18 protein-coding genes and 3 pseudogenes are annotated in these 22,123 nt (G+C 64.3%); 14 read left to right on the plus strand and 7 right to left on the minus strand.

The genetic code is table 11. The features are described 5' to 3' along the window. The first annotated feature begins 85 nt into the window (after positions 1-85). Both ACZZ0O_RS07475 and ACZZ0O_RS07480 read left to right on the plus strand, forming a co-directional pair. Positions 86-892, plus strand: coding sequence for a TatD family hydrolase (locus ACZZ0O_RS07475; protein WP_463590423.1), 807 nt, complete (start codon positions 86-88; stop codon positions 890-892). Positions 893-1,218: 326 nt separating this feature from the next. Then, positions 1,219-1,719 (plus strand): hypothetical protein, encoded by a 501-nt coding sequence (locus tag ACZZ0O_RS07480; protein ID WP_463590424.1) that lies wholly within the window; start codon positions 1,219-1,221, stop codon positions 1,717-1,719. A gap of 218 nt (positions 1,720-1,937) precedes the next feature. Here ACZZ0O_RS07480 and ACZZ0O_RS07485 read toward each other — a convergent pair whose 3' ends face one another. Both ACZZ0O_RS07485 and ACZZ0O_RS07490 read right to left on the minus strand, forming a co-directional pair. After that, the gene (locus tag ACZZ0O_RS07485) at positions 1,938-2,606 is read right to left on the minus strand and encodes a VOC family protein (RefSeq protein WP_463590425.1); all 669 of its coding nucleotides are present in this window, start codon (positions 2,604-2,606) and stop codon (positions 1,938-1,940) included. 967 nt (positions 2,607-3,573) lie between these two features. Next, on the minus strand, positions 3,574-4,461 hold the full coding sequence (locus tag ACZZ0O_RS07490; protein ID WP_115526793.1) for a LysR family transcriptional regulator: 888 nt from the start codon (positions 4,459-4,461) through the stop codon (positions 3,574-3,576). A 97-nt stretch (positions 4,462-4,558) separates the two neighbouring features. On the opposite strand from ACZZ0O_RS07490, the gene ACZZ0O_RS07495 reads away from it, so the two are divergent. The 8 genes and pseudogenes from ACZZ0O_RS07495 (at position 4,559) to ACZZ0O_RS07530 (ending at position 12,642) form a co-directional block, all read left to right on the plus strand. Then, entirely contained in the window at positions 4,559-5,833 is a 1,275-nt protein-coding gene (locus ACZZ0O_RS07495) for an MFS transporter (RefSeq protein WP_463590426.1), read from the plus strand. Beyond that, a pseudogene (locus ACZZ0O_RS07500) lies at positions 5,796-6,212 on the plus strand (VOC family protein). Before ACZZ0O_RS07495 ends, ACZZ0O_RS07500 begins: the two are co-directional and overlap by 38 nt. A 509-nt stretch (positions 6,213-6,721) precedes the next feature. Beyond that, the gene (locus tag ACZZ0O_RS07505; protein WP_463590427.1) at positions 6,722-7,603 is read left to right on the plus strand and encodes an NAD-dependent protein deacetylase; all 882 of its coding nucleotides are present in this window, start codon (positions 6,722-6,724) and stop codon (positions 7,601-7,603) included. Between the two features lie 60 nt (positions 7,604-7,663). Further along, positions 7,664-8,782, plus strand: a complete 1,119-nt coding sequence (locus tag ACZZ0O_RS07510; protein WP_463590428.1) for an NADH:flavin oxidoreductase/NADH oxidase — start codon at positions 7,664-7,666, stop codon at positions 8,780-8,782. A gap of 39 nt (positions 8,783-8,821) precedes the next feature. After that, on the plus strand, positions 8,822-9,697 hold the full coding sequence (locus ACZZ0O_RS07515; protein ID WP_463590429.1) for an NAD(P)-dependent oxidoreductase: 876 nt from the start codon (positions 8,822-8,824) through the stop codon (positions 9,695-9,697). Between the two features lie 197 nt (positions 9,698-9,894). Further along, positions 9,895-10,287, plus strand: coding sequence for an XVIPCD domain-containing protein (locus tag ACZZ0O_RS07520; protein ID WP_115515051.1), 393 nt, complete (start codon positions 9,895-9,897; stop codon positions 10,285-10,287). 218 nt (positions 10,288-10,505) lie between these two features. Beyond that, positions 10,506-11,357 carry a formyltetrahydrofolate deformylase gene (gene purU / locus ACZZ0O_RS07525; RefSeq protein WP_055853506.1) on the plus strand — a complete coding sequence of 284 codons (852 nt, stop codon included), beginning with the start codon at positions 10,506-10,508 and terminating at the stop codon, positions 11,355-11,357. Between the two features lie 145 nt (positions 11,358-11,502). Continuing rightward, positions 11,503-12,642, plus strand: coding sequence for an MFS transporter (locus ACZZ0O_RS07530; RefSeq protein WP_463590430.1), 1,140 nt, complete (start codon positions 11,503-11,505; stop codon positions 12,640-12,642). A 245-nt stretch (positions 12,643-12,887) separates the two neighbouring features. On the opposite strand, the gene ACZZ0O_RS07535 is transcribed toward ACZZ0O_RS07530, so the two are convergent. From ACZZ0O_RS07535 to ACZZ0O_RS07545, 3 genes are all read right to left on the minus strand, one after another. Beyond that, positions 12,888-14,840 (minus strand): choice-of-anchor X domain-containing protein, encoded by a 1,953-nt coding sequence (locus ACZZ0O_RS07535; protein ID WP_463590431.1) that lies wholly within the window; start codon positions 14,838-14,840, stop codon positions 12,888-12,890. A 274-nt stretch (positions 14,841-15,114) separates the two neighbouring features. After that, entirely contained in the window at positions 15,115-15,999 is an 885-nt protein-coding gene (locus ACZZ0O_RS07540; protein WP_463592414.1) for a methylenetetrahydrofolate reductase, read from the minus strand. Between the two features lie 22 nt (positions 16,000-16,021). Next, positions 16,022-16,936, minus strand: a complete 915-nt coding sequence (locus tag ACZZ0O_RS07545) for a LysR family transcriptional regulator (protein WP_055853500.1) — start codon at positions 16,934-16,936, stop codon at positions 16,022-16,024. 97 nt (positions 16,937-17,033) lie between these two features. On the opposite strand from ACZZ0O_RS07545, the pseudogene msuE reads away from it, so the two are divergent. The 3 genes and pseudogenes from msuE (at position 17,034) to ACZZ0O_RS07560 (ending at position 19,870) form a co-directional block, all read left to right on the plus strand. Then, positions 17,034-17,650, plus strand: a pseudogene (gene msuE / locus ACZZ0O_RS07550) (FMN reductase). A 160-nt stretch (positions 17,651-17,810) separates the two neighbouring features. After that, a complete protein-coding gene (locus ACZZ0O_RS07555; protein WP_463590432.1) occupies positions 17,811-18,794 on the plus strand; it encodes a DUF1852 domain-containing protein in 984 nt (327 codons plus the stop codon). A gap of 44 nt (positions 18,795-18,838) precedes the next feature. Further along, positions 18,839-19,870 carry a methionine synthase gene (locus tag ACZZ0O_RS07560; protein ID WP_463592415.1) on the plus strand — a complete coding sequence of 344 codons (1,032 nt, stop codon included), beginning with the start codon at positions 18,839-18,841 and terminating at the stop codon, positions 19,868-19,870. Between the two features lie 174 nt (positions 19,871-20,044). Here ACZZ0O_RS07560 and ACZZ0O_RS07565 read toward each other — a convergent pair. Further along, positions 20,045-20,200: pseudogene (locus tag ACZZ0O_RS07565) on the minus strand (porin); the annotation flags it as partial. Between the two features lie 384 nt (positions 20,201-20,584). Here ACZZ0O_RS07565 and ACZZ0O_RS07570 point away from each other — a divergent pair. Further along, positions 20,585-21,322 (plus strand): SDR family oxidoreductase, encoded by a 738-nt coding sequence (locus ACZZ0O_RS07570; protein WP_463590433.1) that lies wholly within the window; start codon positions 20,585-20,587, stop codon positions 21,320-21,322. A gap of 101 nt (positions 21,323-21,423) precedes the next feature. Here ACZZ0O_RS07570 and ACZZ0O_RS07575 read toward each other — a convergent pair whose 3' ends face one another. Beyond that, positions 21,424-22,122 (minus strand): helix-turn-helix transcriptional regulator, encoded by a 699-nt coding sequence (locus tag ACZZ0O_RS07575; RefSeq protein WP_115515058.1) that lies wholly within the window; start codon positions 22,120-22,122, stop codon positions 21,424-21,426. Between the last annotated feature and the right edge of the window lies 1 nt (position 22,123).

Here is a 22,123-nt window from a genome sequence, read left to right on the forward strand (position 1 = left end):
CTGCGGGAGAAGGTGCCCGCAGGGCGGATGAGGGCAACGCTCACCCAGTACAATCGCATCTGCTCTTTCAGGCCACACCCGCACCATGCAGTTGATCGATATCGGCGCCAACCTCACCCATGATTCCTTCGATCGCGACCGCGACGCCGTGCTGCAACGCGCACGCGAGGCAGGCGTGGCGCAGCTGGTGATCACCGGCGCCAGCCGCGAGCATTCGCCGTTGGCCCTGCAACTGGCGCAGCAACATCCCGGAGTCTTGTACGCCACCGCCGGCGTCCACCCGCATCATGCCGTGGAATTCACCGCCGAATGCGAGGCCGAAATGCGCACCTTGCAGGCGCATCCGCAGGTGGTGGCGGTGGGCGAATGCGGGCTGGACTACTTCCGCGATTTCGCACCGCGCCCGGCCCAGCACAAGGCCTTCGAGCGCCAGCTGCAACTGGCCGCCAACAATGGCAAGCCGCTGTTTCTGCATCAGCGCGACGCGCACGACGACTTCCTGTCCATCATGCGCAGCTTCGACGGCAAGCTGGGTGCGGCCGTCGTGCATTGCTTCACCGGCACGCGCGAAGAACTGTTCGCCTATCTGGATCGCGACTACTACATCGGCATCACCGGCTGGCTGTGCGACGAACGCCGTGGCGCGCATCTGCGCGAGCTGGTGCGCAATATCCCCGCCAACCGCTTGATGATCGAAACCGACGCGCCCTACCTGTTGCCGCGCACGCTCAAGCCCATGCCCAAGGACCGCCGCAACGAGCCGATGTTTCTGTCGCATATTGTTGAAGAACTGGCGCGCGACCGCGGCGAAGACGTGGCGGTGACCGCTGCCAACAGTACCGCTGCGGCGCGCGCATTTTTCCGTTTGCCCGTGCCTCAAGCGGCCAGCTGAAGATACGCAGTTATCGGCTGCCGCATCGCCGAGATATCGCATCGCTGAAGTGAGCGCTGGTTATCGGCACCATCGCGCGCTGTTTCGTGCATGGACGATGGTGCCGAAGGCACAATGGCTACCGTTCGATAACCCGCTGCCCGCCAGCACCTGTGCACTGCGCTAAAACCGCCAGATTCACGCCGCTCTCGTCGCGGAGACCAGGGCACTTAAAGGCACGACGTGCAGCCGGCCGCTAACGCGATAGTGCAGCGTGCAGCCACGTAGCGCGTTGTCGAGCGATATGCCGGTGTTGTCACGCGCAGGTCGTCATGCGGTCACCGCCAGTGCCCACCTTCGCCGACGGGCAATCGGCCCTCGCACTGAAGGGAAAGACCATGCGCATTTCTCGTTACCTGGAGCGCGGTGTGTTCGCCGTGGCTGCAGTGCTCACCTTGACCCTTGGCGGCGTCACGTTGGCCTACGCAGATTCGTTCAAGGTCAGTGGGAATCTGTCCTATCGCTCGACCGAGGTGAAACGCCTCGCCAATTGTGCGGCGACGCACTGGTACAACAAATCCGAATCGGGCGCCAAGCTCACCGGCTGCGACAATGCCGACAAGGATGCTTACTGGGACGCGATCCATTTGTCTGCCGCAACGCAGATGGAGATCGTTGGCGAGCGTGTGGGCTATTACAAAGGCGCATGCCCGCCCAAGCGCGGTTATGCGTACATCAAGTGCTACTACGTGGGTGGCCGCGCCCGGGGCAATCCGGTCATGACGGTGGCGGTGGAGTCGTCCGGCCTGGGTGGGATGACTGCCCATGTGACCTGGTACTACCTCTGAGTTTGCAATGCGACCGATGCACGGCGCTGCCGCATCGGTGGCGGCGCCGTGCGTGCGTCGAGTAGGTCAGCCGGTGGGTGTGCGATGGCAGAGCGCCGTGCTGTGGCTATCGCCCACCAGCACGGCAGCACGGCAGCGGGGTAAAGCATGCATGGTCGAAGTGACGGCGATGCTGCGCGACGCCGCCTTGCACTGCAAAGCCAACGTGGTGCTGTGACCTAGGCAGCCAGCAATTCCCAGCCCTGCGCATCGCGCAGCCGCAGGCCCGGCTGTGGTGCATCCACGCTGACGCGCAAGCCGTCGGCCCACGGCAGCTGGCGTTGTTGCGGGAACCAGCGCCGGCGCTGATCCACCACGATCAACAAGCCGTCATCGTCGCCCAGCGCGACAAAGCCTTCCACGGCCGGCGCGAACGGCTGCACGCCAAAATGATGGGCCACGCTGCTGGTCACAGCGGCCACGTTGCTGCTGGGCAGGCCGATCTCGCTCAGGCACAGCAGTTCGCTGCCATGAAATATGCCCTGGCCGGTGGGTGCGTCTTGCAGTGCATTGCGCGCAATCAGTTCGAGCACGGCGCCATCGGGGCCGGCAAAGTAGACCGAACGCGATTGCCACACGCCATCGAGCTGGAAGCGTTCCTGGCCAGCGGGATCGGTGAGCAGCGTTGCACGTGCGCCGATCCATGCCGCCGCTGCATCGAAGCGCGCAGGCGCCACGTTGAAGGCCAGATGCACGCTGCCCACAGGCTGCTGCGCCTGGATGCATTCCAGCGTGCTCCAGCCGATGCGAACGCTGTTGCCCGACAGCGGCAACTGCAGCGTATCTGCATAGAAGCGCAGGCTGAGGGTCGGATCAAGGCAGGGCAGAACAAGGTGGCGCAGTTGCATGGCGATACTTCTGTAGCGGGGAAGTCCATATTGAACAACCTCAATCATGGTTGAGATCAAGACCCCGTTGCCAGCAAAGCGCTGTCGTCGCGATGGCAGGTCCGAACCTGATCGCGCTAAATGTGACCGGAATATGTCGCATGGCGAACCCTTGGAGCATTACACGAAGTTGCCTCCGTTTTTTTGCAGAGCTGTCAAGTAGAGTCCGGATGTGATTAGCGATTGTCACTGCGCGCAACAGCGGATGTAAGTTGCCATCCTTGGGTGGAACCCATTGCACAATGATGACCGCGGTCACCGGAAGTCCCGTCAAATGGGTTTCTCATCTTTAATCGATCAAAAGCCGGGAGTGAATAAAATGAGCATAAAGAGTTCGTTTATGGCCGCCAGCGTGCTGGCAGCATCGCTGTGTTTTTTGCCGAGTGCCAATGCCCAGCTGAGCCAGCCTTACCATGCGCTCATGGTCGGTGTTCCGAACCGCAGTAACATCAACTCAGTTTATGTGGTTGGCAGAGGTATCAATAATACAGGATTTACAACGTGTATTAGTGTGACTCGTGGAGGCGATCGTAGAGCGATCACGTGGGTTCTATCGTCTCCATCTCTGGTGGCCAACGGAACATCCGTAACCATTCTTGGATTTAATTCATTTACTTGCCAGGACAGCACCGTGCTACGTAGGGTGTCGACTGTCCCAGGGTTTGACGGTCTTTCATATTTCTGGTTCTCACTGCTCTGATATCTGCCGCGCATATCACTGCTGCAGTCAGGGCGTGTCGTTGGCAGCAGTGATGCGTGGCAGCATGAACCTTGTTCCAAGCAACGGATTACCCTGGGGGTAGGCGTAAAGCGGCGAGAGCGGTGCGGCAAGCCAGCGCGCAGGTGTGGAAAGTGCCGCGCCCGCTGCCGGGCGCGTAAAGGGCGATCAGCCGCTTGAGGTCGTTGCGACGCCGGTTCTTGATTACATTCAGATCAGTTCCGCCAGCCCCCATAGATGGCGCACCAGCGGAGCGCTGTCCAGCGCGCCCGGTGCAACCGCCAGGGCCAGTCGAGCGAGCGGCATGCGTCCTTCGATATCCAGGTAGCGCACGCCGGGGCGCTGCAATTGCGCGGTGGAGGCGGGCACCACCGACACGCCCAGTTCGGCGGCGACCAGATTGATGATCGACGACATCTGCGGCGCCTCCTGAGTGATGCGCAAGGTCACGCCCGACTCGCGGCAGGCGGCGAGGATTTCGTCGTACAGGCTCGAACCGAAGCTGCGCGGAAACAGGATGAACGGCTCGCCGGCCAACGCCGCCAACGGCGCGCTGTTGTGGGCGGCCAGCGGGTGCGCCGCCGGCACCGCGATCTTCATCGGCTCATCGGCAAAGCGCAGTAGCTGCAGGTCCGGTGGGGTGCTCAGTCCGTAGCGGACGAACGCCGCATCCAGGCGGCCATCGGCCAGGCCCACCAGCAGGCTGGCGGTGTTGGTTTCTTCCAGCAGCAGTTCGACCTGCGGCCATTGCCGGCGGAAATCGCGGATCAGGCGTGGCACCACCGGGCTGAAGGCGGCCGAGGCGGTGAAGCCCATGCGCAGCCGGCCGGATTCGCCGCGCGCCACACGCCGGGCGGTTTCCGCGGCGCGCTCCACATCGGCCAGCACCCGGCGCACTTCGCCCAGAAAGGCCTCGCCGGCCGGCGTCAGTTCCGCGCCGCTATGGGTGCGGCGAAACAGCGGCGTGCCCAGCTCGCGCTCCAGTGTCTGGATCTGCTGGCTCAGCGGCGGCTGGCCGATGCCGACCCGTGCCGCAGCGCGGGTGAAGTTGCCTTCCTCGGCAACCGCCAGGAAATAGCGCAGGTGACGCAGCTCCATGGTATCTGTTTCATATATGGCAACTGCCAGCATCATATATTGGACAGGGGGTGGTGGCGGGCGAATACTCCACGTCCCCGGTCTCATCCAGATACCCGTGCCTGCTTCCGATTCCCGCTCCAGCGCCCTGCCGGCCAGTGCCGCCGTCCCAGAGATCGCGGCGCCCGCCACTGGCCGCATCCGGCTGGCATTGTTCCTGGCCGGCTTTGCCACCTTCTCGCTGCTCTACAGCGTGCAGCCGGTGCTGCCCGAGTTCGCACGCGCCTTCGGCGTGGATGCGGCCACCGCCTCGCTGCCGCTGTCGCTGGCCACCGGCGGGCTGGCCGTGGCGATCTTCTGTGCCGGTGCGGTCTCGGAAAACCTGGGCCGGCGCGGGCTGATGTTCGCTTCCATTGCGCTGGCCGCGGTGCTGAACCTCATCGCGGCGTTCCTGCCGCACTGGGGCGCGCTGGTGGTGGTACGCACCCTGTCCGGCATCGCGTTGGGCGGCGTGCCGGCGGTAGCGATGGTGTATCTGGGCGAAGAACTGCCGGCCAACAAACTTGGCGCGGCCACCGGCCTGTATGTGGCCGGCAACGCATTCGGCGGTATGAGCGGGCGCATCATGATGAGCGTGCTGACCGACCACACCGACTGGCGCACCGCACTGGCGCTGTTGAGCGGATTCGACCTGCTGTGTGCCGTCGCATTTGTGTGGTTGCTGCCGCCGTCGCGCCATTTCGTGCGTCGGCATGGGGTCAACCTGCAGTTCCACCTGCGCGCCTGGGCCGGGCATCTGCGCGATCGCAATCTGCCGTGGCTGTTCGCGTTGCCATTCCTGTTGATGGGCGTTTTCGTCAGCCTCTACAACTACGCCGGGTTCCGCTTGGGCGGGCCGGAATTCGGCCTGAGCCAGAGCCAGATCGGCATGATCTTCAGCGCCTATGTGTTCGGCATCGTCAGCTCGTCGGTGGCAGGGGCGGCGTCGGATCGGTTCGGTCGCGGGCCGGTGGTCAGTGCCGGCATCGTGCTGTGCGTGCTCGGCGTGGCGCTGACCCTGGCGCATGTGCTGGCGCTGGTAGTGGGCGGCATCGTGTTGCTGACGATCGGCTTTTTTATCGCGCATTCGGCCGCCAGCGCCTGGGTGAGCCGGCTCGGCGGCACGCACCGCAGTCATGCCGCGTCGCTGTATCTGCTGGCGTATTACGCCGGCTCCAGCGTGATCGGCGCGCTCGGCGGCTGGTTCTGGCAACACGGCGGTTGGGCCGGGCTGGTCGGCATGTGCCTGACGCTGCTGGCGCTGGCGTTTGCCGCCGCACACGTGTTGCGCCAACGCGCCGATGACGCACGCCCGTATGGCCGCTTTGCGCCGCATCCTGCGCGTGGCGAATGACAGGCGGATCGAGCGACTCGACCACTTGTTGCTCACCGTTGCCGACGTGCATGCCACCTGCGACCTTGATGCGCGCGTGCTCGGTATGCAGGTGGTGAGTTTGGCGACCGGCGGCCTGTATTGGCCTTCGGGCAACAGAAGATCAACCTTCATGCCGCCGGGCATGCCTTCGCACCCAAGCTGCGGGTGCCACGCCCGGATCGGCCGATCCATGCCTGATCATCGCAACTGTGCTGCAGCAGGCGCAGGGCCACATCGTCGCTGCCAGCGTCATGATCGAGCAGGGTCCGATCCAGCGCACCGGCGCAACCGGCGCGGTGTTGTCGATTTCCGCCGCGACCCGGATGGCAGTTTGATCGAGGTCAGCAGCTTGCTGTAACGGCGGATTGCTGCCGCATCTGCGGACTGTGCGCCTGTGCGCGATGCTGCGGTTCTTCGCGCGATGGCCGTCGTTCACCCACACGCGCTGCGCGTTGGTGTCGCAACTCCACCGCCAGATGGCGATGCACGCAAACACCGGACCGCGCTGCACACGCTCGGCTCCCTGCCTGCAGGCACACGACGAACCACAGGCGCAAACCCGCAACTGCATACTGCCTTGTCGCAGATGCGGCGCCTGAGTCCGCGGTAGGCATCGGCTTGGAATTGGCCCGCACGGCCCCATCGTGAGCGACACAGCCGCTTGCTGCCTGCGGATGGACCTGCATCTGCATCTGCATCCAGCGCAACGCACAGGTCGTACCCCTATGCTGCCGGCACCACGTGGCGCACTGGCGCGCGTCGCGCGCTACCCACTGCCCGCAGTGCAGCGGCTCAACGTGGTGCGCCGCTGCAGGCGCGTCACGCCAAGGTGTTGCACAGTGATCTCACCGCTAAGGGAGTTGCATGATGACGGGCCTGACCGACCACACCGGCGATGCGCTGCAAGCGTTCATCGAGCGCCACCAGCGTCTGTTCGTGCTCACCGGCGCCGGTTGCAGCACCGACTCGGGCATCCCCGATTACCGTGATCTGCAAGGCGGCTGGAAGCGTCCGCAACCGGTGACCTTTCAGGCCTTCATGGGCGAGCTGTCCACGCGGCAGCGCTATTGGGCGCGCAGCCTGGTGGGCTGGCCGCGCTTCGGGCTGGCACAACCCAACGCCACCCATCACGCATTGGCCGCGTTGGAAGCGCGCGGGCAACTGGAAGTGTTGCTCACCCAGAACGTGGACCGCCTGCATCAGGCCGCTGGCAGCCAGGCGGTGATCGATCTGCACGGCCGGCTCGATGTCGTGCGGTGCATGGGCTGCGAGCGGCGCATGCCGCGCACCGAGTTCCAGCTGCTGCTGGAGCGGGACAATCCCGGCTGGGCCACGCTGGACGCGGCGCAGGCGCCCGATGGCGATGCGGATCTGGACGATGTCGCCTTCGAGACCTTCGTGGTGCCGCCGTGCCCGATGTGTGGCGGGGTGCTCAAGCCGGATGTGGTGTTCTTCGGCGAGAACGTGCCGCGCGAGCGTGTGGAGCGCGCGTTTGCGCATTTGCAGGCCGCCGATGCGGTGCTGGTGGTGGGCTCGTCGTTGATGGTGTATTCGGGCTTTCGCTTCGTGCAGACTGCCGCGCGCAACGGCCTGCCGATCGCCGCGCTGAACTTTGGGCGTACCCGCGCCGACGACTTGCTCAGCCTGAAGGTGGAGCAGTCGTGCGCGCAGGCGCTTGCTTTCCTGCAGCAGCCACCGGACCCGCTGCACGCCGCGTCGGCCAGGTACGTCAGTGCGCGCTCTGCATGACGCAGTGATCCATTGCAGCGGTTGTGCGGCGGCGCCTGGCGCAGTGCAATGGGTGTCCCCATGTCGCGTCTGGATGTTGCCTTGAGCCAGTTGTTCACCCCCATCGCCTTCGGCCCGCTCGCGCTCGCCAACCGTATCGTCATCGCGCCGATGTGCCAGTACTCCGCGCAGGACGGCCGCGCCAGCGATTGGCACCGCATCCATCTGGGCACGCTGTCGCAATCGGGCGCGGGCCTGTTGATCCTGGAGGCCGCCGCGGTGCTGCCGGAAGGGCGCATCAGCTACGCCGATCTGGGTTTGTACGACGACGCTACCGAACAGGCGTTGGATGAGGTGTTGCAGTCGGTGCGGCGCTGGTCGCCGATGCCGGTGGGCATCCAGCTGGCGCATGCCGGCCGCAAGGCGTCCACCGATCTGCCGTGGAAGGGCGGTGAGGCCATCGCCCCCGATCACGCGCATGGCTGGCAGACCGTGTCTGCCTCGGCGCAGCCGTTCAACCCGGGCAAACCATCGCCGCAGGCGCTGGACGAGGCCGGCATCAATGCGGTGGTCGCTGCGTTCGTCACCGCGGCCACCCGCGCCGAACGCCTGGGCCTGGAGCTGATTGAACTGCATGCCGCGCATGGCTATCTGATGCATCAGTTCCTGTCGCCGCTGAGCAATCAGCGCAGCGACGAATATGGCGGCTCGCTGGAAAACCGCATGCGCCTGACGCTGCGCATCTTCGACGCGGTACGTGCGGCGGTGTCCGAGCGCATCGCGGTCGGCGTACGCATCTCGGCCACCGATTGGGTGGAAGGCGGCTGGGATCTGGAGCAGAGCATCGCCTTGTCCAAGGCGCTGGATGCACGTGGCGCGCAGTACATCCATGTCTCCAGCGGCGGGCTGGACCCGCGTCAGCAGATTCCGGTGCAGGCCGGCTATCAGATTCCGTTTGCGCAGGCGATCCGTGCGCAGGTCACGATGCCGGTGATCGGCGTGGGCCTGATTACCGAGCCGGCGCAGGCCGAGGCGATTGTGCAGGAGGGCCAGGCCGACGCAATCGCGCTCGCACGCGGCATCCTGTACGACCCGCGCTGGCCGTGGCATGCCGCCGCTGCGCTGGGTGCATCGGTCACACCGGCGCCGCAATATCTGCGTTGCGAACCGCGCGATGCACGCGGCGTGTTCGCCAGCTGACACACGCCACCGACGTCATACCGAAGAGGAAGCACACGCATGCCGATAGGATTTCTGGGGCTGGGCACGATGGGCCTGCCGATGGCGCACAACCTGCTGCGCGGCGGCTTCGAGGTGAGCGTCTGGAACCGCTCGCCAGAGCGCGCGCAGACCTTGCGTGATGCCGGGGCAACGGTGGTGGATGCGCCGGTGGGCGCCGCACACGGCCCGCTGTTGTTCTCGATGCTGGCCGACGACACTGCGGTCCGTCAGACCGTGCTGGACGGCGGCGTGCTGGACGCACTGCCAGCCGGCAGCGTGCACGTCAACATGGCCACCATTTCGGTGGCGCTGGCGCACGAGCTGACCGCACTGCACGCCGAGCGCGGCATCGCCTATGTTGCCGCACCGGTGCTGGGCCGCGTCGACGTGGCCGAGGCAGGCAAGCTCAGTATTCTGGCGGCCGGCGACGCTGCCGCGCTGGCGCGGGTGCAGCCAATGTTCGATGTGCTGGGGCAAAAGACCTGGCACATCGGCAATGCCCCGGAGCAGGCCAACGCGGTGAAACTGGCGGCCAACTTCTGCCTTGCCAGCGCCATCGGCGCCATGGCCGAGGCCAGCGCCCTGGCACGCGGGCACGGCGTGGACGCCACTCAATTCCTGGGCATGCTCACCACCACCCTGTTCGCCGCACCCGCGTACCAGGGCTACGGCAAGCTGATCATGCAGCGCCAGTACACACCGGCCGGCTTCACTGCCACGCTGGGGCGCAAGGATGTGGACCTGGCCATCCAGGCTGGCGCCGACAAACAGGTGCCGATGCCGTTGGGCGAACTGCTGCGCGCCAGCCTGGACGACGCCATCGCGCATGGCGATGGCAATGCAGACTGGGCCGTGCTGGCAGAGGTGTCGGCGCGGCGGGCAGGGCAGGCCTGATCGCCACGCAGAGGCGCGCGCGCTTCGCTTGAAAGCGCGGCGCGATGCGTCTTGCTCACCTCAACATGCAGCAGACCTTCTAAAATGCCGGCTCGTTACAGCCGCCGCTCCAGGGAGGATGCGATGCGACACCTGCATATCACGCTCGGTTCGACCGAGCGCACACCGCGCGCGTTGACCTGCGCCGGTGGCACACGATGACCGCCGAACCGGTCGTCAACCAGGGACCGGTGGGTCCGGACCATCCCGAACATCCGGACCACTATCTGTTCGCGCAGATCCGCGAAGCGGTGGGCGTGCTCGATGCCGAGTTGAACAAACCCACCGACGAAGCCAGCGTCCGCATGGCCGCGCGCCTGCTGCCGCTGGCCAAGCAGCATGGCTTCGATCAGGTGGATTACGTGGTTCTCAGCCGGCACGTCGGCGAGGTGGGCGAGAACGTGTTTCTGGTGCGTGGCGAACTCTCCGACCCTGCGCATCTGCGTGCGCACATCACCACCCAGGAAGCGATGGAGACCTCGGTGGAGACCTCGATGGCGCAACTGGACGAGATCAATCGGCGACTGATGTTGCGGCTGCCGCCGCGCTGACCTTCATCGGGAGTGGCATGCGCATCGCGTTTGGCGAGGCATGCCACCAGCGCAACGCCTGCAGTGCGCTGATCGGCTGAGCCGAGCGCGTCGCAGGCAACATGCCATCGCGCATACCTGCAGTGCAGCTGCCCCGACGCTTGCACCACGTCGCAGTGTAAAAGTTACCGACGCAAGCACTGCGCCAGCGGTGTCATGCATTGGCTATCATTGCGCCGATGCGCTCCGACTACATTCTTACGCTGTCCTGCCCCGACCGCACCGGTATCGTGTACCGCGTTACCGGGCTGCTGTTCGATCTTGCCTGCAACATCCTCGACGCCCAGCAATTCGGCGACGATGAAAGTGGCCGCTTTTTCTTGCGCGTGCATTTCGACAAACCGCCATCAACCGACATCGCCACCCTGGAGCAGCAGTTTTCGGTGTTGGCCAACGCGTTTGAGATGGAATGGCAGTTGCACGACGCGCGCCGCCGCGCGCGGCTGCTGGTGCTGGTGAGCAAGCAGGGTCATTGCCTCAACGACCTGCTGTTCCGCACCCATAGCCGGCAGTTGCCGGTGGATATTGTCGCGGTGGTCTCCAACCACGCCGATTTTGCACCGCTGGCCGCGTCCTACGGCATCGCCTTCCATCATCTGCCGGTCACCGCAGACACGCGCGCCGAGCAGGAAGCGCAGCTGCTCGCGCTGGTCGACGACCTGCACATCGATCTGGTGGTGCTGGCGCGCTACATGCAAATTCTTTCGCCCGGCCTGTGCCGCGCGCTGGCCGGGCGCGCGATCAATATCCATCACAGCTTCCTGCCCAGCTTCAAGGGCGCGCAGCCGTACCACCAAGCGCACGCGCGCGGGGTCAAGATCATCGGCGCCACCGCGCATTACGTCACCGAAGATCTGGACGAAGGCCCGATCATCGAACAGGACGTCGCCCGTGTGGACCACGCCATGACCCCACGCGATTTGGTGCGCCTGGGCAGCGACACCGAATCGCTGGTGCTGGCGCGTGCGGTGCGACGCCATGTCGAACATCGCATCGTGCTCAACGGCCATCGCACGGTGGTGTTTCGCTAGCGATAGTGATGCGTGTCATCCCATCGGACAGGGACGATTGCAGCAAGCGTGGTGCAGCAGTGGTCATGCCATGTTTCAACCAGCGAGCGCCGGCTTGGCGGCCCCGTCGCCGTTTCCGTTCGCCGCTCCCATTGGAATTTTTTGGATGTCGCTTGCACCCAGCTCCAGCGCTCGCGCGCAGCAATACGCCACGCGCGCAGCCTTCTTCATTCCCGGCTTTGCTGCAGCCATCTGGGCGGTGCTGGTGCCGTTCGCCAAGGCCAGAACCGGCGTGGACGATGGTGCGCTCGGGTTGATCCTGCTGTGCCTGGGCGCAGGCTCGTTTCTGGCGATGCCGCTGGCCGGCGCTCTGTCAGCGCGCTTCGGATTTCGCATGGTGATGGCGGTGACGGCTGCATTGATCTGCATCAGCCTGCCGTTTCTGGCCGTTGTCGCCAACCCGTGGCTGCTGGGCGCGGTGCTGTTCGTGTTCGGCGCCGGCGTGGGCGCGATGGATTGCGCGATGAACATGCAGGCGGTGGTGGTCGAACGCGATGCCAGGCGCGCGATGATGTCGGGATTTCATGCGTTTTTCAGCATCGGCGGCTTTGTCGGTGCCGGTGCGATGACGCTGCTGTTGTCGGCGCGCATTGGTCCGCTGAGCGCTACGATCGCTGGTGTAATTGCCATGCTGCTTGTCGGTGCACTGTCCGTTCGGCATTGGCGGGCCGAGCGTATCTCCCAGCAGGGGCCGTTGCTCGCGCTGCCCAAGGGCATCGTGCTGTTTATCGGCGTTCTGGCATTTGTGGTGTTTCTTGCCGAGGGCACCATTCTGGACTGGAGCTCGGTGTTCCTGGCAGATGTCCACCAGGTCAACCCCAGTACCGCCGGCCTGGGCTATGTGGTGTTTGCGTTGACCATGACGGTGACCCGTCTGTTGGGTGACTCGGTGGTGGAGCGGCTGGGACGCATCCGTTCGATCGTGCTTGGCGCGCTGCTGGCCAGTGTGGGTTTTCTGGTGCTCACGCTGGTGAGCCCGTGGCAGGCCTCGTTGGGCGGTTACGTGTTGGTGGGGCTGGGGTGCGCCAATATAGTGCCGGCCCTTTTCTCGCTGGCCGGCAACCAGACGCGCATGCCGGAGAGCATCGCCATTACCGCAGTCACGACATTGGGCTACGCCGGTATTCTGGCCGGGCCGGCATTGATCGGGTTCGCCGCCCACGGCATCGGCCTGGTCGGTGCCTTGATCGGGGTTGCGGTGTTGATGGTGGGCGTGGCGATTTCCACGCGGTGGTTGAAGGTGTGAGTGTTGGGCGTCGTCATCCGCCTGTCGTTGGTGGGTTGTCGGTAATGTGTCGCGCGTAGGCACGTTCCTACCAACGGCAGAGCGTGGATTACGCCTCGGTGGGTAAATACTCAAAGCCGTAGGAGTGGTGTTGGCCGCGCTTAGGCGAGAGAGAATCAATACATGCAAAACACCACGTGTTCGCATGCATGTCGCGATGGCCGACGCAGACGCCGGCCATCGCATTGCACACCGCTAGAACTGCATCACCGCGCCGCGTTAGCGTTCATCACCGCGTTGCGGTTTGCATCCAGATATTGCGCGGGGTCGCGCATGCCGGTGGTGTGGCATTGGCCGGTGGTGTGGCCGCGGTTCACGCCGCCCGGCAGCTGCGCATTGGCCTGCTCCACGGTGCCGTCTTCCGGGTCGTTCAAGATCAGATCGGACGCGGCGTTGCAGTAGTCGTTGGTGTACCAGTTGGTCTTGGCGAACGAGGTGGTGTAGTAGTTGACCTTGGCGCGCGCGTCGGCGGGAATGCCGGCCAACCAGGCCTTGGCGCCGTCGTAGGTGAGGTCGGTGTTGGTGCCGCAGCCCACGCCGAACCACGAGCCCACCGCAGCAAGCACGCCCGACAGATTGGTGCCCTGGTAGGGCGTGCCCACCGACTGCATCACGCGCCCACCGGTGGCGTTATCCAGGCCGCTCCAGTAATACGCATACAGATGCAGTGCGGCCATGCCGCCCTGGCTGTGCGCCACGGTGGAAAACGACGACCATTGGCTGGCGAACTGTGCGATGCGCTGTGCGAACTGGTCGTTGCTGCGATTTTGCTTGGCATCGAGAAACGTCGAGGCATTGGTGAACTGCGCCTGCGGCCACACGCCGTTGGAGCAGTAACCGTGGACCAGCACCAACTGCGACCCGGCCGCCTGCGGCTGTGCCATCGCGGTGGCCAGCGTCGACGGACGCGGCCCCATGCGCATGCTGTCGTCAATCGCAGCGCTGGAACGCGCGATGCTGGCACGTCGCAACGCGGGCACCTGCAACTGCAGCGTGCCGGCCTGCACCAACGGGATGTAGTGGTCCGGGTCTTCGATACGCAACCCACGCAGCGTGAACGGTGCACGCGCGCCGGCACGTGCGATCCAGCGTTCGTCCAGGCTCAGCGGTAACTGCCCCTGCTGCGGCGTCAGCATGCCGCCGATCCACGCTACCGGCACGTCCTTGCCCTTGGCATCGGTGCCCCACACTTGGCCGAACACCCGATAGTGCGACGGCGCATTGCCGCGTGCGGCCACCGGCAGTGCCACGGTCAGCCGCGTGCCTTCGGCAGCACGTGCGCTGAGCGCGTTGCCGAGCAATCGCAACGCGGTATCCAGCACCGGCAGCACGTGTTCGCTGGTACGGACAAACGCCTGCCCGGCCTGGTCGTGGCCACGCACGATCACCTGCGCGATCCAGGTGCCTTCGCGCGTTGGCTGGAAGTTGCCGCCATATACACCGTCGCCGGCGGCGCCATCGTTGTGCGCACCATCGTCGGCCATCGGCAGAACGCGCACACCGCCTTGCGGGTCGATCACGCGCAGGCTGGCTTGGTCGATCTGTCCGGCTTGGCCGGCCAGCAAGGTCGCACCACGTGCGTCATTGCCACTCAGCATGGCGTTGAGCGTGAGCGATTTGCCTACCAGTTGCTCGCGGTCGCGCGGATACGAAGCCAGCTGCGTGCGCGCATCGCCTTCCATCAGCACATAGCCACGCTGCGCCACCGGCGATGCCGATTGCAGGGTCAGCGACCAATCGCCGTTCTGTGCAGCATCCACGGCATAGCGCATGCCGCTGGTGCCGCTTTCTGCGCTGCCCAGTACCGTGCGTTGTGCCTGCACCTGGGGTGCAGCAGCAGCGGCGCGCGCGCCGGCAACGCGTGGCGCGCTGACCGCTGCATCCCACGCCTGCTCGCCCGCCAGCACCATGAAACGCAGGTGGCCGTTTTCCACCGGCAGCGTGCCTTGCCAGCGCGCCGCAGTGCCTGCGGGCGTCAGCTCCACCGGCAGCAATGCACTCTTGGACAGGATCGCCGACTCGGCCGGGTCGGGCGCGCGCATCTGCGCAAACTCCTCCGGTGGGCCGGCGAGCAATTTGGGCTGCAACTCGGCCGCCGCCAGCGGCAGGGATACGAGCGACAGGGTGCACATCAGCGATAGCAATGACGGCTTGGGCATGGCGACATCTCTCCTTGGACGTTGCGGATGCAATGCCGCCACGCAGGGCAACGGCATCGGATGCAGCGCCCCCTCGCCGCGATTCGCCGATGGTTATACCTCGCACTTGTGACAGGTCTGCTGTGCGCTGCAGCACCTCACGCGTAGCAAACAAAACGCCAGAAATAGAGATTACAGACTGTGATCTGGGTCGTGGACATGTCGAGGCCATAACGCAGTGCTTGATAAAAGCCGGAGGTCTGCAGTCGATGTGCGGCGCTGAATTGGGCGGGTGTTAGTCCGCCCTGACCCGCGCGGTGCGGCAGCGGTAGCGCTCCACCCACGCGACCGTCTGTGCGATCCCGCCGAAAGGGTAGAAGTGCAGGCTGACGTCTCCATGCGCTTCGGTAAGGCCAGTGGCCAGGCGATCCACAAAACGCTCCGGCCCTGCGGTGCCCAGCAGCTTGCCGAGCGAGATGCCGTACGTGGACAGCATCGCTGTGCATGCGCCAACACCGCAGCGTGCGGCATAGCGTGCGAGCACCGCCACGCCAGCAGGACCGGGAACGCCCACGCGCACGGGATGTTCAATGCCGTGTGCGCGCAGCGCTTGCAACCACGTCAGCACGATGTCGGCATCGAACGCGAATTGGGTGACGATCAGCGGCGCCATGCCGCGCGCGGCGATGCTGCGACACTTGTGCTCCAGCACCTCCCATCGATCGATGGCAGGCATGCTCGGATGCCCTTGCGGATGCCCCGCCACGGCGATGGTCTGGATACCCAAGCGCTCAAAGACCCCGGTATCGATCAGCGACACGCTGTCCGGAAACGGCCCGAGCGGAACAGGCGGATCGCCTGCGATCACCAGGCAGCGCTCAACGCCGGCTTCATCGACAGCGCGGCTGACGAAGCTGTGCAGCGCGTCGCGCGAAGCGATGCGGCGCGCGGACAGGTGCGGCATCGGCTGAAAGCCGAGTGTGCGCACACTCCGAGCCGCGGCCAGCCGCGCGTCGTCGTCCTGATTGGGCAGGTAGGGGATGGCAATGGTTGCGCCACGCATGATCCGCGGCGCCGCGGCTGCCAGCCCGGCAATGTCTTTTGCGCTGACCTCCAGCGAATAGGCGTCGGTGATGGTGCTGGCGATGGTGCGAGCGACGCCGGGCGGCTTGGCATCAATCAAGGGGTCTTGTCGTCCTGTCTCAGTGGGCTGCAGATGTCGTGGCGGTGCCAGTGGCAGGCTGGCGGGCCAGTTCGATGAAGGCGCGCAGATAGTCGATGGCGATATCTGCCTCGCGTGCGCCCAGGAAGATCTGTTTGGGGATACCGCGCGCACCCAGCCGCACCGGCACCACGTCCATCCTGGAGGCGTATTCCTCCACCAGCCAGCGCGGCATGGCGGCCACGCCGCGGCCACTGGCCACCATCTGCATCATGATGTCGGTGGTTTCGATGGCCTTGTGGCGCCTGGGCGTGACACCCGCAGGCAACAGGAACTGGCTGTAGATGTCCAGGCGATCAAGGTCCACCGGATAGCTGATCAGCACTTCGCGCGTCAGCTGCTGTGGCTTGACGTAGGCCGCCGACGCCAGCGCATGGCCCTTGGCCACGACCAGCACCTGCTCATAGTCGAACACCGGCTCGAACCGCAGCCCGGGCTTGTACAGCGGGTCGGGCGTGACCAGCAGATCGATCTCGTAGCCGAACAGTGCACCGATGCCGCCGAACTGGAACTTCTGCTTGACGTCCACATCCACATCCGGCCAGGTGGCCAGATAGGGCGCCACCAGTTTGAGCAGCCACTGGTAGCAGGGATGGCACTCCATGCCGATGCGCAGCGCGCCGCGTTCGCCCTGCGCGAACTGTCCCAGGCGCTCTTCGGCCAGATCCAGTTGCGGCAGTACCCGGTTGGCCACCGCCAGCAGGTACTGGCCGGCCTGGGTCAGGCGCAGGCTGCGCCCCTCGCGCAGCCAGACGTCGGTGCCCAGCTGCTGTTCCAGCTTTTTCATGCTGTGACTCAGCGCCGACTGGGTCAGGTTCAGCACGCCTGCGGCGGCCGTCAGCGAGCCTTGCTGCTCGACCTGCTGGACGATGGTGAGATGGATGCGCTCAAGCATTCAGATGATCCGAATTCATGGATTGTTGAAATAACACCATTTTACTTCATCGAATGCGAGTCCTAGCATCAGGGCTCGTCGTTCTAGGTCGCCCCGCATGACTGTCAACGTGCCACACCCGCTCCGTGTCGTCGCCGTCTCCGGCGGGCTGCAACGTCCCTCCAAGGCCGTCGCCCTGGCCGAGCATCTGCTGGCCTTGATCGCCGACGCAGTGCCGTGCCGTGCCAGCAGCATCTGGTCGAACTCGGGGCGTTGGCGCCGCAGTTCGCCGGTGCGCTCTGGCGTTCGCAGCTGCCCGCAACGGTGGAGCAGGAACTTGCCGCCGTGGAGCAGGCCGACATTGTGGTGGTGACCACGCCGGTCTATCGCGGTTCCTTTACCGGGTTGTTCAAGCACTTTTTCGACTTCATCCATCAGGATGCCTTGATCGACACGCCCGTGCTGTTGGCGGCAACCGGCGGCAGTGAACGCCATGCGCTGGTGATCGATCACCAGTTGCGGCCACTTTTCAGTTTCTTCCAGGCACGCACCCTGCCGCTGGGCGTCTACGCCACCGACCGCGACTTCCTGGACTACCGCGTGCACAACGAGGCCCTGGCCGAGCGCGCCAAGCTGGCGGTGCAGCGCGCACTGCCGCTAATCGCATTGACGCAGCAGGCAAACGCGATCGCCGCAGAAAAAATTGCCGCAGAAAAAAACGTGGCCGCCGCCTGAGGGCCATTCAGCCCAAGGCCGGCCGCAATGCCTCTTGCCGGCCACAGGATCAGCCGGCGATCGCTTGCCGATCCGCATTCCCGGCGTCCCTCCAGCGCGTATCGCTGCCTGTGCAGGGCCGCGCGCTCGTCTCATCTCGGAAACAAGGCGTCAGCTCGCAATGACTCAAGAATTCACCTTCGGCATCAAGAGCCTCCGCTTCGACGAGGACTATCGTCCCGCGGGCAATACGCGCAACACGACGAACTTCGCCAACCTGGCCAGGGGCGAGCGTCGCCAGCAAAACTTGCGCAACACGCTTGCGATGATCAACAACCGCTTCAACGACCTCGCGCATTGGGATAACTCAAAGCGCGACCGCTATGCTGTGGAACTCGACATCATCTCGGTGGAGATGCGGGTTGCCGGGAGCGAACGGGGCGACGAATTTCCGTTGATCGAGATACTGAAGACCAACATTCTCGATAGAACGACCGGTGCGCGCATCGATGGCATCGCAGGAAACAATTTTTCCTCCTACGTACGCGACTACGATTTCAGCGTCCTGCTACCGGCCCACAATCAGGACCGGTCCGCATTCGGCATTCCGGACGATTTCGGCAGCCTGCATGGCCAGTTGTTCAAGCATTTCGTGAACTCGGACGCGTACAGCGCGCGTTTCGCCAAGCCGCCTGTCATCTGCATCAGCGTTTCCAGCAGCAGGGTCTATCACCGAACGGGAAACCGGCATCCCATCCTGGGCATCGAGTACCGGCAGGACGAGTTGTCATTGACGGATCGGTACTTCGAGAAGATGGGCCTGACCGTGCGCTACTTCATGCCTGCGAACAGTGTCGCCCCGCTGGCGTTCTATTTCTTTGGTGACCTGCTGGGCGATTACAGCAATCTTGAGCTGATCGGCACCATCAGCACCATGGAGACGTTCCAGAAGATTTACCGGCCGGAAATCTACAACGCCAATTCCGCGGCGGGGGCCATCTACCAGCCGAGCCTGACGCATCAGGACTACTCGGCGACCCAGATCGTCTACGACCGGCAAGAGCGCAGTCAGCTCGCGGTGACGCAGGGGAAATTCACCGAGGAGCACTTCATCAGGCCCTACGGGCATCTTCTCGCGCAGTGGGCCTCCAGCCACGCGCTCTGATCAACCAGAACCCAAGACATCCAGAACCCAAGACATCGCCCATCATGAACAAGCTGCTCCCCACCTCCACCGCCGGTAGCCTGCCCAAGCCCTCCTGGCTCGCGCAGCCGGAGAAACTCTGGTCGCCCTGGAAGCTGCAGGACGAGGAACTGATCGAAGGCAAGCAGGACGCATTGCGCCTGTCGCTGCAGGAACAGCAGCACGCCGGCATCGATATCGTCAGCGACGGCGAACAGACCCGCCAACATTTCGTCACCACTTTCATCGAACATCTCAGCGGCGTCGATTTCGAAAAGCGTGAAACCGTCAGGATTCGTAATCGCTACGACGCCAGCGTGCCGACCGTCGTGGGTGCGGTGAGCCGCCCCAAGCCTGTCTTCGTCGACGATGCAACGTTCTTGCGCCAGCAAACCCGGCAGCCGATCAAATGGGCGCTGCCCGGTCCCATGACGATGATCGATACCCTCTTTGATGCGCACTACAAAAGCCGCGAAAAGCTGGCATGGGAATTCGCCAAGATCCTCAACCAGGAAGCTAGGGAGCTCGAAGCTGCCGGCGTGGATATCATCCAGTTCGATGAGCCGGCCTTCAATGTCTTCTTCGACGAGGTCAACGACTGGGGTATTGCCACCCTCGAACGGGCAATCGAAGGGCTCAAATGCGAAACCGCCGTCCATATCTGCTATGGCTACGGCATCAAGGCCAATACCGACTGGAAGCAGACCCTGGGCTCGGAGTGGCGTCAGTACGAAGAGTCGTTCCCCAAGCTGCAGACATCCACGATCGACATCGTCTCGCTGGAGTGCCACAACTCGCACGTGCCGATCGATCTGATCGAACTCGTCCGCGGCAAGAAGGTGATGGTCGGCGCCATCGACGTGGCAAGCAACACGATCGAAACACCGCAGGAAGTGGCCGAGACGCTGCGCAAGGCACTCCGCTTTGTCGATGCCGACAAGCTCTACCCGTCCACCAACTGCGGGATGGCGCCTCTCGCCCGACACATCGCGAGAGGCAAACTCACTGCCCTCAGTGCAGGTGCAGACATCATTCGTGCAGAACTGGCTGCAGGGTAGCGCGCTGGTGCTTGCGTGAATCGGCGGCCGAAGCAGTGGGGCGAGGCGCGCTCCATCCGGCAGCTGGTGACCGGTGCCGGCGAGGCAACAACATCGCGCCCCCGCACACGAGGGCGCGATGGCTTCATCGGGTTGCAGGACGCGATACTTGATCTGCAACTGCAACTGCAACTGCAACTGCAACTGCAACCGCAGCAGGTCGCCTTCGATCAACGGAAACGGTGCGGCCGAGACGTCGCTGCGCTTGATCTTCGCGAACACCAGCTCCAGCGCGTCCATCGGTTGCCATGGCACAGCGGCTTCCACTGCGCCCGGGCGCAGGTGCGGCGCAGGTGCGGCGCATTGGTGGCGACCACCTGGTCATTGCCTGCGACGTGAACGTCCACGCCGTCGGCATGATGACCGCGCGCCATCGCGACGTAGCCGGCCAGCGGAGCGCGCGCGGTGAGCGCGGCCGACACAGTGCCGACGCTGAACCTGCGTACGTCATTGCGTCCCGCGCAATTGCCTGCGTTGCATGGCATGGCTACAGTTGCGGGGTCGAAAGAGTGCAGGCCGGATGGTAGCCCGGTCATTCATCCGATCCGGGTGGCAAGCTCTCCCGCTGAGGGTATCCGCGACACCGAGACCGGCATTGCCGGAACGAGGTGTGCCCGGTGATCTCTCACGACCCATCATCGGCGCGCCTCCACTGACCCTGGAAGGATATTGCGCATGCAACTCACCTCACACACCCTCTTGATCACCGGCGGTGCTACCGGCATTGGCTTTGCGCTCGCACGCGCGCTGGTGGAGCAGGGCAACACCGTCATCATTTGTGGGCGCAGCGCCGCGGCGTTACGCCAGGCCAAGGACGCGCTGCCAGCGTTGATCACCCAGGTCTGCGATATCACCGACACGGCGAGTCGTCGTGCACTGGTGGACTGGTTGCAGGCACACCACCCGCACTGCAACGTGCTGATCAACAATGCCGGTGTGCAACAGCATCGCGATTTCACCGGCACCGATGCTGTGGCCCATCTCGATCAGGAAATTGCCATCAACCTGACCGCGCCGATCCATCTGATTGCCGAGCTGCTGCCATTGCTGCAGCAGCAACAGCACGCGGCCATCATCAACATCACCTCGGGGCTGGCGTTCTCGCCGATGGCCGATGTGCCGGTGTATTGCGCCAGCAAGGCGGCGCTGCACTCCTTCACGCTGAGTCTGCGTCACCAGTTGAAGCACAGCGCTGTCCGCGTGATCGAGATCGCCCCGCCAATTGTCGATACCGGGCTAGGTGGCGGCACGCGCAGTGCAGGGACCGTAGCGCGCAACATGATGTCTGCCGAGCAGTTTGCGCAAGAGGCCATTGCCCAGCTGGAAGCCGGCAAGGACGAGGTGCTGATCGGCATTTCGGCCGACACCCGTCGCTTGGGTGAAGCCTTGTTCGAGCGGATGAATCACCGCTAGGTTGTTGGGTGACGTCACTGGTGGTCGTTGCATGTTGCACAACGCCACCAGCGACGTCTTGGCGACGATAGCGATCGGTGTCGCCGCTGCAGGTCAAGTGCTCAGCAATCGCTCTGCTTGCATGGATTGCCAGCGCTAGCCCGCCATTGCTTCACCAGTTGGCGGCGATTGCGTTGATACTGCTCCTGCAGATAATCGATTCTGTCGATAGAGTCTGCGTGGAAGATGCGGAAATCGCCGCACGCTTCGCACCACGCGGCGATATGCCACCGTGCGTCGACCAGGCCCAGCATGATCGGCCAGATCGTGCGCTCCGACACTACGCCGGTGTTGCTCGTATAGCCGATTCGCAACTTGCGTTGCGCATGCAGCGCCTTGCGGATTTTTCCAAGGTCGACGATTGCTTCTGGCCGCCGTGCCCGGCTGATGTACAGCACGTTGTCGTCCAGTGCCAGGCGCACCTCCTGCGAGATCACCCCGTCGAGTTTTGCCAGTGCGTTCTGCACTGCCTGCGTCATTGCATCGTCGCTCTGGCTGCTGACCCACTGCGCGCCGGTGACCAGCGCGCGGATTTCTTCTTCGGTGAAGGAGAGCGGCGGAAGCACAAAGCCTGGTCTCAGGATGTAGCCCACGCCCGCTTCGCCTTCGACATCGGCACCCATCGCCTGCAGGGTCGCAATGTCGCGCCGGATCGTGCGCAACGAGACGCCAAGCTCTTGTGCGAGCGTGCTGCCGGACACGGTTCCCCGGTGTCGACGCAACACTTGCAATAGATCGAACAGGCGCTGGCTACGCGACATG

The organism is Xanthomonas sp. AC360 (assembly GCF_979258225.1).

Excerpts from the sequence above, each read along its gene's own strand:
- ACZZ0O_RS07475 (WP_463590423.1), top strand. The coding sequence starts at position 86 with ATGCAGTTGATCGATATCGGCGCCAACCTCACCCATGATTCCTTCGAT.
- ACZZ0O_RS07515 (WP_463590429.1), top strand. The coding sequence starts at position 8,822 with ATGCCGATAGGATTTCTGGGGCTGGGCACGATGGGCCTGCCGATGGCG.
- ACZZ0O_RS07510 (WP_463590428.1), top strand. The coding sequence starts at position 7,664 with ATGTCGCGTCTGGATGTTGCCTTGAGCCAGTTGTTCACCCCCATCGCC.
- ACZZ0O_RS07490 (WP_115526793.1), bottom strand. The coding sequence starts at position 4,461 with ATGGAGCTGCGTCACCTGCGCTATTTCCTGGCGGTTGCCGAGGAAGGC.
- ACZZ0O_RS07560 (WP_463592415.1), top strand. The coding sequence starts at position 18,839 with ATGAACAAGCTGCTCCCCACCTCCACCGCCGGTAGCCTGCCCAAGCCC.
- ACZZ0O_RS07520 (WP_115515051.1), top strand. The coding sequence starts at position 9,895 with ATGACCGCCGAACCGGTCGTCAACCAGGGACCGGTGGGTCCGGACCAT.
- ACZZ0O_RS07575 (WP_115515058.1), bottom strand. The coding sequence starts at position 22,122 with ATGTCGCGTAGCCAGCGCCTGTTCGATCTATTGCAAGTGTTGCGTCGA.
- purU (WP_055853506.1), top strand. The coding sequence starts at position 10,506 with ATGCGCTCCGACTACATTCTTACGCTGTCCTGCCCCGACCGCACCGGT.
- ACZZ0O_RS07530 (WP_463590430.1), top strand. The coding sequence starts at position 11,503 with ATGTCGCTTGCACCCAGCTCCAGCGCTCGCGCGCAGCAATACGCCACG.
- ACZZ0O_RS07570 (WP_463590433.1), top strand. The coding sequence starts at position 20,585 with ATGCAACTCACCTCACACACCCTCTTGATCACCGGCGGTGCTACCGGC.
- ACZZ0O_RS07505 (WP_463590427.1), top strand. The coding sequence starts at position 6,722 with ATGACGGGCCTGACCGACCACACCGGCGATGCGCTGCAAGCGTTCATC.
- ACZZ0O_RS07535 (WP_463590431.1), bottom strand. The coding sequence starts at position 14,840 with ATGCCCAAGCCGTCATTGCTATCGCTGATGTGCACCCTGTCGCTCGTA.
- ACZZ0O_RS07485 (WP_463590425.1), bottom strand. The coding sequence starts at position 2,606 with ATGCAACTGCGCCACCTTGTTCTGCCCTGCCTTGATCCGACCCTCAGC.
- ACZZ0O_RS07555 (WP_463590432.1), top strand. The coding sequence starts at position 17,811 with ATGACTCAAGAATTCACCTTCGGCATCAAGAGCCTCCGCTTCGACGAG.
- ACZZ0O_RS07545 (WP_055853500.1), bottom strand. The coding sequence starts at position 16,936 with ATGCTTGAGCGCATCCATCTCACCATCGTCCAGCAGGTCGAGCAGCAA.